Origin of the sequence: Rheinheimera sp. SA_1, from assembly GCF_001669775.1 — a bacterium.
GTDB lineage: Bacteria > Pseudomonadota > Gammaproteobacteria > Enterobacterales > Alteromonadaceae > Pararheinheimera.
In genome coordinates this window covers 270,488-283,985 of sequence record NZ_LXWK01000017.1, presented here as the reverse complement: position 1 = coordinate 283,985, position 13,498 = coordinate 270,488, and the positions used below count along the sequence as shown (strand labels likewise).

General features: G+C 49.8%; 12 protein-coding genes. 8 read left to right on the top strand and 4 right to left on the bottom strand.

Translation table 11 applies throughout. The features are described 5' to 3' along the window. Window positions 1-71 precede the first annotated feature (71 nt). From nagA to A5320_RS16820, 3 genes are all read left to right on the top strand, one after another. Window positions 72-1,190, top strand: coding sequence for an N-acetylglucosamine-6-phosphate deacetylase (gene nagA / locus A5320_RS16830; protein ID WP_068067565.1), 1,119 nt, complete (start codon window positions 72-74; stop codon window positions 1,188-1,190). 92 nt (window positions 1,191-1,282) lie between these two features. Then, on the top strand, window positions 1,283-2,602 hold the full coding sequence (locus A5320_RS16825) for a sugar MFS transporter (RefSeq protein WP_068068159.1): 1,320 nt from the start codon (window positions 1,283-1,285) through the stop codon (window positions 2,600-2,602). Between the two features lie 88 nt (window positions 2,603-2,690). Then, window positions 2,691-3,803: an acyltransferase family protein gene (locus tag A5320_RS16820; protein WP_068067562.1), complete on the top strand. Its 1,113-nt coding sequence runs from the start codon at window positions 2,691-2,693 to the stop codon at window positions 3,801-3,803. Window positions 3,804-3,889: 86 nt separating this feature from the next. On the opposite strand, the gene A5320_RS16815 is transcribed toward A5320_RS16820, so the two are convergent. Further along, a complete protein-coding gene (locus tag A5320_RS16815; RefSeq protein WP_068067560.1) occupies window positions 3,890-5,353 on the bottom strand; it encodes a capsule assembly Wzi family protein in 1,464 nt (487 codons plus the stop codon). Continuing rightward, window positions 5,350-5,832: a pantetheine-phosphate adenylyltransferase gene (gene coaD / locus A5320_RS16810; protein WP_068067557.1), complete on the bottom strand. Its 483-nt coding sequence runs from the start codon at window positions 5,830-5,832 to the stop codon at window positions 5,350-5,352. Before coaD ends, A5320_RS16815 begins: the two co-directional genes overlap by 4 nt. A gap of 129 nt (window positions 5,833-5,961) precedes the next feature. Between coaD and A5320_RS16805 the strand changes: the two genes are divergently transcribed. The 3 genes from A5320_RS16805 (at window position 5,962) to tdh (ending at window position 9,008) form a co-directional block, all read left to right on the top strand. Continuing rightward, the gene (locus tag A5320_RS16805) at window positions 5,962-6,624 is read left to right on the top strand and encodes a TetR/AcrR family transcriptional regulator (RefSeq protein ID WP_068067554.1); all 663 of its coding nucleotides are present in this window, start codon (window positions 5,962-5,964) and stop codon (window positions 6,622-6,624) included. A 152-nt stretch (window positions 6,625-6,776) separates the two neighbouring features. After that, the gene (locus A5320_RS16800) at window positions 6,777-7,973 is read left to right on the top strand and encodes a glycine C-acetyltransferase (protein WP_068067551.1); all 1,197 of its coding nucleotides are present in this window, start codon (window positions 6,777-6,779) and stop codon (window positions 7,971-7,973) included. 9 nt (window positions 7,974-7,982) lie between these two features. Further along, window positions 7,983-9,008, top strand: a complete 1,026-nt coding sequence (tdh, locus tag A5320_RS16795; protein ID WP_068067548.1) for an L-threonine 3-dehydrogenase — start codon at window positions 7,983-7,985, stop codon at window positions 9,006-9,008. Window positions 9,009-9,082: 74 nt separating this feature from the next. Here the strand turns inward: tdh and A5320_RS16790 are convergent, their stop codons facing one another. Further along, window positions 9,083-9,976 carry a phosphoribulokinase gene (locus A5320_RS16790; RefSeq protein WP_068067545.1) on the bottom strand — a complete coding sequence of 298 codons (894 nt, stop codon included), beginning with the start codon at window positions 9,974-9,976 and terminating at the stop codon, window positions 9,083-9,085. A gap of 107 nt (window positions 9,977-10,083) precedes the next feature. Here A5320_RS16790 and A5320_RS16785 point away from each other — a divergent pair, with 107 nt between their 5' ends. Then, window positions 10,084-11,058: a TolB family protein gene (locus A5320_RS16785; protein WP_068067542.1), complete on the top strand. Its 975-nt coding sequence runs from the start codon at window positions 10,084-10,086 to the stop codon at window positions 11,056-11,058. After that, on the top strand, window positions 11,055-11,453 hold the full coding sequence (locus tag A5320_RS16780) for an MAPEG family protein (protein ID WP_068067538.1): 399 nt from the start codon (window positions 11,055-11,057) through the stop codon (window positions 11,451-11,453). The genes A5320_RS16785 and A5320_RS16780 overlap by 4 nt, the downstream gene beginning before the upstream one ends. 154 nt (window positions 11,454-11,607) lie before the next feature. Here the strand turns inward: A5320_RS16780 and A5320_RS16775 are convergent, their stop codons facing one another. Next, a complete protein-coding gene (locus tag A5320_RS16775) occupies window positions 11,608-13,401 on the bottom strand; it encodes an ExeM/NucH family extracellular endonuclease (protein ID WP_068067536.1) in 1,794 nt (597 codons plus the stop codon). Between the last annotated feature and the right edge of the window lie 97 nt (window positions 13,402-13,498).

The following is a 13,498-nucleotide window of genomic DNA, read 5'->3' as shown; positions in this document are numbered from 1 at the left end:
TGTCTTTCGAATGCTTTTGAAGTGATTGATTCATTCGCAAGCCCGAAACAGCAGAATTAGCAGGAAATAGCGTGAGTACAGAACAGATTGCGGTCGCGAAGTTATTTGATGGTGAAAACTGGCAACACAATGTGCTGGTCAGTTTCAGCAATGGTTTGATTCACTCGGTCTCAGCCGCCAACGTCAAAGAAGTGCAAAATCTGACACTGGTGCCGGGCTTTATCGACGTACAGGTGAACGGCGGCGGTGGTGCATTATTTAATACTGCACCGACCTTAGAAACTCTGCGTACCATGGTCAAAGCGCACGCTGGTTTTGGCAGTACCGCGTTATTACCGACCGTGATCACCGATTCTGTCGCCGTGATGCAGCAAGCTGCCGATGTGATTGCCAGCGCCATTGCCAGCAACTTACCAGGTGTACTTGGCGTGCATTTTGAAGGCCCGCATTTATCGGTGCCGAAAAAAGGTGTGCATCCGGTGGCGCATATCCGGCCTTTGTCGGAGCAGGAACTGGCGATTTATGCCCGTACCGATCTCGGTGTAAAGATGGTGACAGTGGCGCCGGAGAACATTTCACCAGCGCAAATTTCGCAGTTGGTGGCGCTGAATGTCATTGTTTGCCTTGGCCATTCCAATGCCGATGGCGCTGTGGTAGAGGCCGCTATTGCCGCTGGCGCTACAGGTTTCACCCATTTATATAACGCCATGTCGCCGCTGACGTCACGCGAGCCCGGTATGGTCGGCGTAGCGCTGGCCAACCCTGATACCTGGTGTGGCATTATTTTCGACGGTCACCATGTCCATCCAACTGCAGCCAAGCTGGCGTTGGCGTCCAAACCACGTGGTAAGTTAATTATCGTGACGGATGCGATGTCGCCGGTCGGCACCACCGACACTGAATTTGCGTTTTTTGATGGCAAAGTGACCCGTACTGGCAATAAGTTAACGGCCGAAAGTGGTCAGCTTGCAGGCTCGGTACTGGATATGGCGGGCGCTGTGCAATACGCGGTGACTGAGCTTGGTGTTGAGCAGGGCGAAGCACTGCGGATGGCAAGTTTGTATCCGGCTGAATTTATTGGCCAGTCAGCAACGATGGGCCGGATTGCGCCGGGTTATCGTGCTGATTTGGTGTTGCTGGATAATGCCGGAGTGACCCAACAATGTTGGATTGGTGGCAAATTGCAGTAGTAAATGTCGAATATTTTTTTGCAAGACAAAATACTGGCGCCGACAACGAGCACCAGATAACAATAACAACAACTCAAGCAACAGAGGTTGAAATGGAAATGGTTATTCAAAAAGAGCAGGGTAAAAATACCTTGCTGCCGATGGTCATCATCGGCACCTTGTTTTTTGTGTTCGGCTTTGTCACCTGGCTCAATGGGTCGTTGATCCCATTCTTAAAAATTGTCTGTGAACTGAACGAGTTCCAGGCACTATTGGTGACTTTCGCTTTTTATATTGCTTATGTGGTGATGGCACTACCGATGTCGATGCTGCTGAACCGGATCGGCTACAAAAATGGTATGGTGGCCGGATTAGGCATCATGGCTGTTGGTGCGGTGTTATTTATTCCGGCCGCGCAAACCAGTTATTACGGCTTGTTTTTAATCGCTTTGTTCACTTTAGGCACTGGCCTGACCATTCTGCAAACCGCCTCGAATCCTTATATCGTCTGTATTGGCCCGCGGGAAAGTGCCGCCTTTCGCATCAGTATTATGGGCCTGGTCAATAAAGGTGCCGGTTTTGTGGTGCCGTTAGTCTTTACGGCGGTGATCCTGACAGGTATGGATCAATTCACCCCAGCAGCACTGGCCGCATTAAGCGATACAGAAAAAGCCAGTCGGATCGCTGAATTATCCAACCGCCTGGTGACACCGTACATTTATATGACCATTGCGCTGGTGGTGCTGATGGCCTTCGTGAAGTTTTCGCCATTACCTGAACCAGAGCTGGAAAATGACACTGTTGCTGCAGGGACTCAGAGCCAAACTTCGGTGCTGCATTTCCCGCAACTGGTACTCGGCGTCGTGGCCTTATTCGTTTATGTTGGGGTTGAAGTGATTGCCGGCGATACCATTGGTTTGTATGGTCAGAACTTAAATGTAGCCAATTTTGGCGCGCTGACTTCTTATACGATGGCCTTTATGGTGCTGGGTTACCTGGTTGGCGTTAGCTGCATTCCGAAATATTTATCACAAGCTCAGGCGCTGCAGGGCTCTGCCATCTTTGGTCTGTTATTTACGCTCGGTGTGATGTTTGGCTCTGCTGAAAGTCATCAGGTGTCAGCATTGTTGTTTGGATGGCTCGGTGTGCCGACCGTGCCTGATACCATAATCTATTTAGCCTTGTTAGGTTTTGCCAACGCGCTGGTATGGCCTTCGGTATGGCCATTGGCATTGGACGGCTTAGGAAAATTCACTGCAACAGGTTCGGCTTTACTGATCATGGGTATTGCCGGTGGCGCATTATTGCCTTTGGTGTACGGTTACTTCGCCCATAGCTCTGGTGATAGTCAACTGGCCTATTGGGTGATGCTGCCTTGTTATGCATTTATCCTGTTTTACGCCTTTAAAGGCCATAAAATCCGTCAGTGGTAAAAGATTTTTTAACTGATGTTTCTGTCAACGCCAGTGTGTCCGCACTGGCGTTTTCGCTTTGGGTGACTGCAAATTTTCGGAGTTTCTGATGCAACAACCTGTTCGTTTTGTCGCGCTTGATGCGCTGCGTGGTTTAGCCATTGCGCTGATGATCCTGGTGAATACGCCGGGGTCATGGTCGCATGTGTATAGCCCGTTATTACACGCACCCTGGCATGGTTTTACTTTTGCCGACATCGTGTTTCCGGGGTTTTTATTTGTGGTCGGCGCAGCGATGTTTTACGCGTTAAAACATGCCAGTCTCGACCGGGCAACGGTACTTAAAATTTTCAAACGCAGTGCGCTGATGTTTTTATGCGGTGTGTTCCTGAACTGGTTCTGGGGTCAGGAGCTTGCCACACTGCGGGTGATGGGCGTATTGCAACGGATCGCTGTTTGTTATGCCGTGGCGGCGTTGTTGATTTTAGCGCTCAGACGAGGCAATAACGCAGCGAGTGCGCTACAGCTGAAATTACCTGTGGTTGCGGTGGCTTTGTTAGTTGGCTATTGGTTGTTATTGCAGCTAGGCAGTGACCCTTATGGTCTGGAAGGAAATATTGTCCGGCAGCTCGATTTAACCTTGTTTGGTGCAGCACATTTATATCAGGGTTTTGGTATCGCTTTTGATCCGGAGGGTATTTTAAGTTGTCTGCCAGCGGTGGTGAATGTGTTGCTGGGGTATTGGGTGGCGGCGGGTCTGGCCGGACGCAATCAGCAGCAAGGTTTTCGCTGGTTGTTAGCGGTAGGCGCCGTACTGGTATTGCTGGCGCTTGGCAGCAGTTATTATTGCCCGATCAATAAAGCCTTATGGACCGGCAGTTATGTCGCGCTAAGCGGTGGTTTATTGGTGTGGTTATTGGCACTGATGGTATGGCTGGTCGATATCAAAGGTTGGCGTGCTGTGGCAGAACCTTTGCAGGTTTATGGTTCTAACCCATTGTTTATCTACATGTTGTCCTGGATATGGGCGGTGATCATCGGCGAATTACTGGTTTGGCAACAAGCAGGGCAGGCGCTGTCAGTGTATCAACTGGGGTTTGACCTGCTGGCAACTGTGTTCCCGGAAAAGTTTGCCTCCTTGGTGTTTGCGCTGTTGCACGTGCTGTTATTCTGGCTGGTGTCGCTGGTGCTGTATCGGAAGAAGATTTTTATTAAGCTGTAATACTTTGTTTGATATGGCTTTGTTTGATAATGCTTTGTTTGATATTGGGGCCAGGATGCTTTTCGGCATCCTGATACCCATGACAATCAATACCGGTATTCCCAGCTCCCGGCCACACTAAAGCTTTGGTCAAACTCCGGTCGTAACTCGGACTTTTCGGCTAACCGCAGCTGAATGCTTAATAAGCCTTTCATTACTGGCCGGCGATGTTCCATTTTTAGTTGCCAAACGCTATCAGATGTCAGCTGCCCGGCGACCACTTCATCATAAAAAGCTGCACGGTACAGATGCCCGGACCAGCTAATGCCGCCTAACGTCTGATACTGATAACCGGCGCTGAGAACTTTCGCATCGGCACCATAACCACTGCCGATCACCCGCTCAAAGCGACGATATCCTTGCGGAAATACTTCGCCCTGATAAGCACAATTACCGCGCTGTAGGCTGTTTTCACAATCGAGGAAAGTATCGGAATATTCCAGATTCAGGGTATGAACGGCGTTTTGTTCACCCCAATAACTGCGCAAACCGAATAAGGTCAGAGCTTTATCCGGTAGGCCAGATTTATTGTCGTCATCAGCTATTTCGGCATAAGCGGTCAACGGCCAGCCAAAGGCCTGCAGGTGATAGCTCAGATCCAAAGCGGCGCGTTGATCGGCCGGAATTTCGTCGGTTTTGTCGTAACTGACTAAATCCCATAAGGTGGTAAAGGAATTACTGCGCCCGGTGCCGCCCCATTGGATAACCCGGCTCAGGCCAAGTTCCACTGCTGGCCAGGGCCGAATAGTGGCGCGACCGCCCCAGTATTTGGTGTTATTGGGCTCATCACTGGAAAATAGTTTTTCCATTTCGGCGTCTTGACCGACGAAAGTCGTGATATTCCATGGACCTAACCATTGCAGCCATGGCCGCGTATCGGCTTGCCAGCTATGGCGGCTTAACCTTACTGCGGTAATGGGTCTGGCGTTGTTGCTTAACAACAAACTGCTTTGTTGACCCGGCCCCCACCAGACCGGATCCTGATCCAGTGCTAACACCCAGTTGCCCCAGATCCCCGCCAAATAACTGCCATCGGCGACCAGTTTCTGGCTTTCTGCGATAACGCCAGTGTTAGATGTTGCAGCGGCAAACTCATCGCGATAAGTCAGTTGTAACCGCCCAGCCCAGTTGTCGCCCTGTGCTTCATTAAACAAAGTCACGGCTGCCTTTTCAAAATACTGTTCACCAAAACTCTGCACCGCAGTGTTATGCGAGTTGTAGCTTAATTTCAGGCCGCTGCTGTGGCTGGCACGATTACTATCCAGTGCCGATTTTAAGTGCAACACCGCAAACCGCAGCTGTGGTTCCACCCGGTTGACATCAATTTTATTTAAATCGATGGCAATGTTTTTCCACATTATGGGGTAGGTATTAATCGGGCCGGTCAACAAGCCGGCTTGTGCCAGCGTTTGCAACGACTGACGCAGGTAATTATCTGAGGTATCAAGCCAAGGGGTCGCGATAGCGCCGGGCGCCAGCGACAGCAGGCAGAGTGCAGCAAGTTTTTTCATGGAGTTAATTTTGACTTCAGGGCAGTTTCAACATGGACAGGCACAAAACGCGACACATCGCCGCCATGTTTGGCCACTTCTTTAACTAAGGTCGATGAAATAAAAGTATTTTTTTCCGACGGCGTCATAAATAAACTGTCTAAATCCGGGTTCAGTTGCCGGTTCATGCTGGCCAGCTGAAACTCATATTCAAAGTCAGCCACCGCCCGCACGCCACGTAATAAAATCTGCGCATTTTGGTCTTTGGCAAACTGCGCCAATAAACCAGAAAAACCTAATACCCGGACATTGGGGTAATCAACAAAGGCCTGCTCGGCCAAAGACACCCGTTCAGCCAGACTGAATAATGGTTGTTTACTGGGATTAGCCGCCACTGCCAGAATGACTTCATCAAAAATACGGGCGGCACGCACCACTAAATCGGCATGGCCATTGGTCAGTGGGTCGAAAGTCCCTGGGTAAATCGCCTTGGTTTTCATATGGTTGTCGTTATCCCTGTGGCGAAAAAAGCAGCTGGCCGGAGGTGGGCCAACAGTACTCTAGAGTTTTTCATCGGTTTGGCGTTACTATATCAAAATAATTCATAAAAAAATAAGCCCATGCAGGTTATGGACAAGAAGCTACGCACCAAAGACAAAATTCTGCAGGCCAGCATCGAACTGTTTAATCAGCAGGGCGAACGGCAGGTAACCACCAATCATATTGCAGCCCATCTTGGCATCAGTCCGGGTAATTTGTATTACCACTTTCGCAATAAAGAAGACATTGTCCGGCATATTTTTAAAGAATACGCCAAGCTATTGGATAACCGAATTCAGCCGCCAAGCCGTGCTTCGGAAGCGCTGGATGCGTTAGCGCAATACTTAGATGTGGTGTTTGAACTTATGTGGCGTTTTCATTTTTTCTACGCCAATCTGCCGGATATTCTGGCGCGGGATGAAGCTTTGCAACAGGACTATCTGCTGGTGCAAAAGGGCGTGCTGAATAAAGTGATTTCGGTGTTGCAGGCGTTAAAACAGGCCGAAGTCATTGCGATTGATGAGCAGGATATTCCGACTTTTGCCCATACCATCAAACTGGTGGTGACCTTCTGGATCAGTTATTTAAAAACTCAGGCGCCGCATGCTGCCATCGATCAACAGCAGGCATATCAGGGCGTATTAAAGGTATTGTTGCTATTTAAACCTTATGCCACCCACCAGGCGATGCCGCGCATTCAGAAACTGCAGCAGCATTATCAGCATCTCGCCGGCCAGTTGATGTTGAACTGAACGATCAAACGCAGCGCCTGACACTCTTGGCGCTGCTCTGACCATCTGGTTTATCTACCGCAAAGCCGAAAAAAAGCGCTGCTTTCAATCCCTTTCACCATTACAATGGCCGCGTTTTTATTTGATAGCCTTAACCCCCTACAGGAGGCTTTATGAGTACCACCTCTTTCCTTACCCATATCCAACAACAAATCGATGATGTGAAAAACGAAGGTTTATACAAAGCCGAACGTATTATCACTTCACAACAATTTTCCGACGTCACAGTTGGTGGTCAGCAAGTTTTAAACTTCTGCGCTAACAACTACTTAGGTCTGGCTAACTCCAAAGAGTTAATTCAGGCCGCGCAACAAGGTCTCGACAGCCATGGCTTTGGCGTCGCTTCGGTGCGGTTTATCTGCGGTACTCAGGACATTCACAAACAACTCGAAGCAAAAATCAGTGAATTTTTAGGCACCGAAGATACCATTCTTTATTCCAGCTGTTTTGACGCTAACGGTGGTTTGTTTGAAACCATTTTAGGTGCAGAAGATGCGGTGATTTCTGATGCGCTGAATCACGCCTCCATTATAGATGGCGTGCGCTTGTGTAAAGCCAAACGATACCGTTACGCCAACAACAACATGGCCGAACTGGAAGCTCAATTACAACAAGCCGATGCCGATGGCGCCCGTTATAAATTGATTGCCACCGACGGTGTGTTTTCAATGGATGGGGTGATTGCAGACTTAAAATCGGTTTGCGATCTAGCTGATAAATACAACGCGCTGGTGATGGTTGATGATAGCCATGCCGTTGGTTTTGTGGGTAAAAATGGTCGTGGCACCCACGAGTATTGCGATGTATTAGACCGCGTTGACATCATTACCGGCACCCTCGGCAAAGCTTTAGGCGGCGCCTCTGGTGGTTATACTTCAGGTAAAAAAGAAGTGATTGAGTGGCTGCGTCAGCGCTCACGCCCTTATTTGTTTTCGAACAGTCTGGCACCTTCGATTGTCACGGCGTCGATTAAAGTGCTGGAAATGCTGGCGCAAGGTGATGATCTACGCGCTAAGCTGTGGGATAACGCAGCGTACTTCCGTGAAAAAATGTCGGCTGCCGGTTTTACTCTGGCCGGTAAAGATCACGCCATTATTCCGGTGATGCTGGGCGATGCCAAAGTGGCCTCAGAATTTGCCCGCCGCATGCTGGAGCAAGGCATTTATGTGGTCGGGTTCTCGTTCCCGGTGGTGCCAAAAGGTCAGGCGCGTATTCGCACTCAGATTTCTGCTGCACACAGCAAAGCACAGCTGGATAAAGCCATCGACGCTTTTATTCGGATTGGTAAAGATATGGGCGTTATCGCCTGAGGTAACAGCATGAAAGCATTAGCGAAATTAAAAGCAGAACCGGGGATTTGGCAAACTGAAGTGCCGATGCCCGAAGTTGGCCCGAACGATGTGTTGATTAAAATCCGCAAAACTGCCATTTGTGGCACCGACGTCCATATTTTTAAATGGGACGAATGGGCGCAAAACACCATTCCGCACGGTATGGTGGTTGGCCATGAATATGTTGGCGAAGTGGTTGGCATGGGTTCAGAAGTACGTGGTTTTGTGCTGGGCGACAGGGTTTCCGGTGAAGGCCATTTAGTTTGTGGTCATTGCCGCAACTGCCGCGCCGGTCGGGTGCATTTATGTCGCAATACCATTGGCGTAGGCGTGAATCGGCAGGGCAGTTTTGCCGAATATCTGGTGATCCCGGCCTTTAACGTATTTAAGATTCCGGACAATATTCCAGACAGCATCGCTGCTATTTTTGACCCGTTCGGCAATGCAGTGCATACGGCGCTGTCGTTTGATTTAGTGGGCGAAGATGTACTGATCAGCGGCGCTGGCCCGATCGGCATTATGGCCGCAGCGGTCGCTCGACATGTTGGTGCCCGCCATGTGGTGATCACGGATGTGAACCCGTTCCGACTGGAACTGGCGAAAAAAATGGGCGCTACCCGTGCGGTTGATGTTAGTAAAGAAGATTTAAAAACCGTGATGGCAGAGCTTGGCATGACCGAAGGTTTTGACGTTGGTCTGGAAATGTCCGGTGTACCTTCAGCTTTCCGGTTAATGTTGGATACTATGAATCACGGCGGTAAAATTGCCATGCTCGGTATTCCGCCATCAGACATGGCGGTGGACTGGAACAAAGTCATTTTTAAAGGTTTAGTCATCAAAGGCATTTACGGCCGTGAGATGTTCGAAACCTGGTACAAAATGGCCAGTCTCATTCAGTCAGGCTTGGATTTAACTCCAATCATCACCCACGAAATGCCAATGGCCGATTTCCAGCAGGGTTTTGAAATTATGTGTTCGGGGCAATCAGGTAAAGTGATCCTGAACTGGGCATAATGTTAACATCGGGGTCAGAGTCAATTGTTAACAGAAATCTGTTAACAATTGACTCTGACCCCAAATGTTAATTGTTATTCAAGCCAGTTAATCTGCCCACGCGCCTGGCGGCGTTTCAGCATCAATTCTTCTATGAGTGGCGTTAAGATCAACTCCATCGCCAATCCCATCTTGCCGCCCGGCACCACCAGCGTATTGACCCGCGACATAAAAGAGCCGTTGATCATTTGCAGGTAATACGGGAAATCGACGTGTTTAATGCCGCGAAAGCGAATGACCACAAAGCTCTCATCCAACGACGGAATATCCTTAGCGCTGAACGGGTTCGACGTATCCACTGTCGGCACCCTCTGGAAGTTGATATGGGTACGGGAAAACTGCGGCGTAATGTGGTTAATGTAATCATCCATGCTACGCACGATACTGGCTTGTACCGCTTCGCGCGAATGGCCACGTTCGGAAGTGTCGCGGATGATTTTCTGGATCCACTCTAAGTTCACAATGGGCACCATGCCAATCAATAAATCGACATGTTGCGCCACATTATTGTCTTCGGTGACCACGCCACCGTGCAAACCTTCATAAAACAATAAATCGGTATCCGGCCGTAAATCTTGCCATGGCGTAAAAGTGCCCGGCAGTTGGTTATAAGGCACGGCTTCGTCGAAGGTATGCAAATAACGGCGGACTTTGGAAATACCATGCTCAGCATAATGCGCGAAGCAATTTTCAAGGGCGCCGAAATCATTGGCCTCAGCGCCAAAATAGCTGATGTATTTGCCTTGTTCTTTGGCTTTTCGAACAGCCACATCCATTTCCGGACGACTGAAACGGTGAAAACAATCCCCTTCGACCAAAGCAGCATCGATGCCTAAGCTTCTGAAAATATGTGAAAAAGAATTTGTAGTGGTGCTGGTGCCAGCACCACTGGAACCGGTCACGGCAATAATTGGATTTTTATCTGACATTTTTACTCTTATCTATAATTGCCCTGAACCTACCATAAAGGATAAAGTGAAAGTTCCGCAACCGCTTTTCGGTGGTGTTGCCACCGGCTCATTGGATAGGATGTCAGATGTCAGCTTTAACTTATTGTTCTGTATTTATTTTAGCTGCCGCTTTGTGCAGTAATGCTTGCGCCCAGACAGCCACGGCGAACACCGCCAGTGCACCAAAAGCCAAGGTCGCGGCGACAGCAGCAACTCAGGCGCCTGCTCCGGCCGCAGTCCCGGCTTATGATGTATTTCTGGCTGACTTACTGGATGGCAAAATTTCTAACGTCAAAAAAGTAAATGCCAACACCGGTTATCACAATCAGCCGGCCTTTAATCTGACCGGCACCCAGCTGTATTTCACCTCGCAGCAGGGCAGTGGTGAGAAAAGTCAGATGGACATCGCCCGGTATGATATTAAAAGCGGCACTCTCGATTTGTTTCAAAGCACAGCCTTAAGCGAGTATTCGCCAACGGTACTGCCGGCCGATCAGGCGTTGTCGGCTGTCGTGGTGGAAGCCGATGGCAAACAACGGCTGTGGCGGTTACCAGTGACCGGCGAGCCGGCGGTGATGTTGCCCGAAGTGGTTGGCGTGGGCTATCACGCCTGGGGGCCGGCTGATGATGTATTGCTGTTTATTCTTGGAAAAGATGAAGCTGATCATCAGATTGCCTATCGTAACAGCAACGGTGAACTCACCACTTTGGCGCGTAATATCGGCCGTGGTTTGGCCTGGCGTCCTGGCACCAATGAAGGGTATTTCAGTGAACGTAATGATAAGCGCTTAGCTCTTAAAATGTACGAAACGCAGAATATGCAGCAGAGCGCACAGCTGGTGTTATTGCCGGAAACTGCGCAAGATTTTCGCTGGTGGAACCGGGATTTGTTGATAGCTTCCGCCGGACAAAAGCTTCTCAGCTGGCAACCTGGTGACAAACGCTGGCAGCGCTGGCTGGAATTAAGCGATCACTGTGACGGCAGCGTCAGCCGTTTTAGCTTCAGCATTGATCAAAAACAGCTGGCCTTTGTCTGTCAGCCTGCAGCGGTGAAACCATGAGCGAGTTATTACTGGCATTATTAGTAGTTGCTTTGTTGCCTTATCTGGCAAAAATTCCGGTCGCCAAAGCCATGCATCAGTTGGGAGGATATGACAATCACCATCCGCGGGCGCAGCAGGCGAAATTGGAAGGGCTGGGCCAACGTGCTACTGCCGCGCATTACAACAGCTTTGAGGCGTTGCAGCTGTTTCTGGCAGCCTTACTCAGTTGTGTGATTGCCGGTAATTATGACAGTACCATGCAGGGCTTGGCTTGGGGGTTTGTGGTTTGCCGTGTTGGGTACATCTTGTTGTATTTAATAGATAAAGCGTTGTTGCGTTCGATTGTTTGGGGTGTTGGCATTGGTTGCCTTGTGACAATGATGGTGCGGGCGATTTTGACGGTGAGTGGTTAAAGCTTATCGGTTAGAACCCGTTGTTATAACCAAAGCACGCTAGGGTGGATAAGTGCAGCGCCATCCACCATTGTGCGCAAGATTGCAATATTATGAGGGGAGTGGCAGATGGCACTTCGCTTATCTGCCCTACAGTCTTATTAAATTACTGAATTTAAAACTTAAAATCCATCACCAGCGGATCATGATCTGAAGATCGGAACGGCGTTGGTGCATACAAGTTTTTCAGCTGGTTTTTTGATTTGTGCTCGGTGTTGTAATCCAGCACCGCCGGTTCATCGGCGTTGATATGCCAGTGTTCAAACTGCACCAGTTTTTCCGCCAGCGTTTTGGTCGCTAACGCGTGATCAAGACTGCCTGAGCGACCTTTGTAGACATAAGACCAATGCACTGCGCCGTTTTTGTCTAACGTGGCACCTGGCAAATGCTGCCAACCAGCTTGTTCCAGCGTGGTGACCGGATCTTCCAACCGATAAGCATTTAAATCACCAATCACCAGCTGATGGGTCGCTTTTTGTCCGGTTGGCTGCGTGGCGAGCCAGCTAGCCAGGGTTTTGGCGGCGATAACCCTTGCCGCGTTCCAGCATGACTGACCATCGTTGTTATCGTTGTCGGCACCAGGTAATTTCGGGCAACTTCCTTTGGATTTAAAGTGATTGACGCTCACCAACAACTCAGTGTTCGAACCCTGATGCACAAAACTTTGTGCCAGTGGTGCGCGGCTGCCCCGCACAAAAGGCCCGGTCATATTCATCGCCGGTTGTCCTAAAGGTTTGACGCTGGCGATGCGGTAAATCAATGCCACTTTGATTTGATCGGTGCCCGGTTTGTCAGCAGTTTCGACAAAAGCAAAAACAGTGCTGCCGAGTTTTTCATTGAGCAGCCGCACTATGGTGGCTAAAGCGCCGTCGGTGGCATAGCCGTTGTTCTCAACTTCCAGCAGACCAATAATATCTGCATCCATCGCACTTAGCGCTGCGATCATTTTGCCTTGCTGGCGCACTAGCTCGTCGGCGTTGCTGGCACCACGTTTGGTCGGAAATTGTGGTGTTTGCCCGGCGCCAGTGAAAAAGTTCAACACGTTAAAACTGGCGACACGCAGCGCGCCATCTGGTTTGGTTTTTGGCGTATTGCTTCGTGGATTGGCGCTGGCAAATGCCGGCGCTTTGGTCGGCAACAAACGGTAACCGGCTTTGGTTTGCACTAAAAAGCCTTCCACGCCACGCACTTCATCGCCAACCCGCACTGTTTTGTCAGCGGATAAACCACCGGTTGGGAAAGGGATCGGCTCTGGGTTTTGCCGGACGCTGTGGTCGTCCAGCCAAATTTCATGCAGCTGTTGTTGTTTTTCAAAAGTCTGCGCTTCTGCACCCGGTTTTTTCACTTCAGTTGAGACCATCAAACGTCTGTCAGCCAACAGAATTTCACCGTAACGCGCCAGAGGGTAACTGTCGTTGACGACCAACGTTTGCGGGAACACCAAATATTGACCTTCCAAAGCTTCCCAGTCATTGAGTTGTTTGACCGGCAGCTGTAGCTGCAGTTTTGGCAGAGGTTGCTGTTCGGCGCAAACCGCACTGGCAGTGATATTGGTCAGCGCGGTCATTTTGCCGAGTTCACGCACGGTGCCGGTCAGTTGCACCAACTGACCCGGTTGATAAAGCGCTGCGAGCTGACTGTCGGCAATCATTAAAGCTTCAGCAGTCGCTGGATTGCTATCCGCCTTCAGGCTTTGGATTAGTAATGACGGTTGTTTGCTGCCCGGGTACATAGTGCCAAGCACCACACCCTGGGTGGTCAGGGTTTTACCCGCGAGCGGGCTTTGCGCGCCATCGCCCTGGATCTGCTGGATGGGCGTAAAGTCGGTGCTGCAAGTCGCGGTGACTTGCCATGACAATAAACTAACAGCAACGGCGACAACCAGTTTGCTTAATTTTGGTGTGTGCATTGGATTTTCCTGAGCGGAGGAGAAAGAATGAATAGCGAATATGCGAACCAGCTTAATCAAGTTCAGATTTTTGGCAAGTGGGGCGGGGCAGAACAGC

Bases quoted from the DNA above. Each gene is read 5' to 3' on its own strand.
- A5320_RS16825 (WP_068068159.1), top strand. From the start codon at position 1,283: ATGGAAATGGTTATTCAAAAAGAGCAGGGTAAAAATACCTTGCTGCCG.
- A5320_RS16820 (WP_068067562.1), top strand. From the start codon at position 2,691: ATGCAACAACCTGTTCGTTTTGTCGCGCTTGATGCGCTGCGTGGTTTA.
- A5320_RS16815 (WP_068067560.1), bottom strand. From the start codon at position 5,353: ATGAAAAAACTTGCTGCACTCTGCCTGCTGTCGCTGGCGCCCGGCGCT.
- coaD (WP_068067557.1), bottom strand. From the start codon at position 5,832: ATGAAAACCAAGGCGATTTACCCAGGGACTTTCGACCCACTGACCAAT.
- A5320_RS16805 (WP_068067554.1), top strand. From the start codon at position 5,962: ATGGACAAGAAGCTACGCACCAAAGACAAAATTCTGCAGGCCAGCATC.
- A5320_RS16800 (WP_068067551.1), top strand. From the start codon at position 6,777: ATGAGTACCACCTCTTTCCTTACCCATATCCAACAACAAATCGATGAT.
- tdh (WP_068067548.1), top strand. From the start codon at position 7,983: ATGAAAGCATTAGCGAAATTAAAAGCAGAACCGGGGATTTGGCAAACT.
- A5320_RS16790 (WP_068067545.1), bottom strand. From the start codon at position 9,976: ATGTCAGATAAAAATCCAATTATTGCCGTGACCGGTTCCAGTGGTGCT.
- A5320_RS16785 (WP_068067542.1), top strand. From the start codon at position 10,084: ATGTCAGCTTTAACTTATTGTTCTGTATTTATTTTAGCTGCCGCTTTG.
- A5320_RS16780 (WP_068067538.1), top strand. From the start codon at position 11,055: ATGAGCGAGTTATTACTGGCATTATTAGTAGTTGCTTTGTTGCCTTAT.
- A5320_RS16775 (WP_068067536.1), bottom strand. From the start codon at position 13,401: ATGCACACACCAAAATTAAGCAAACTGGTTGTCGCCGTTGCTGTTAGT.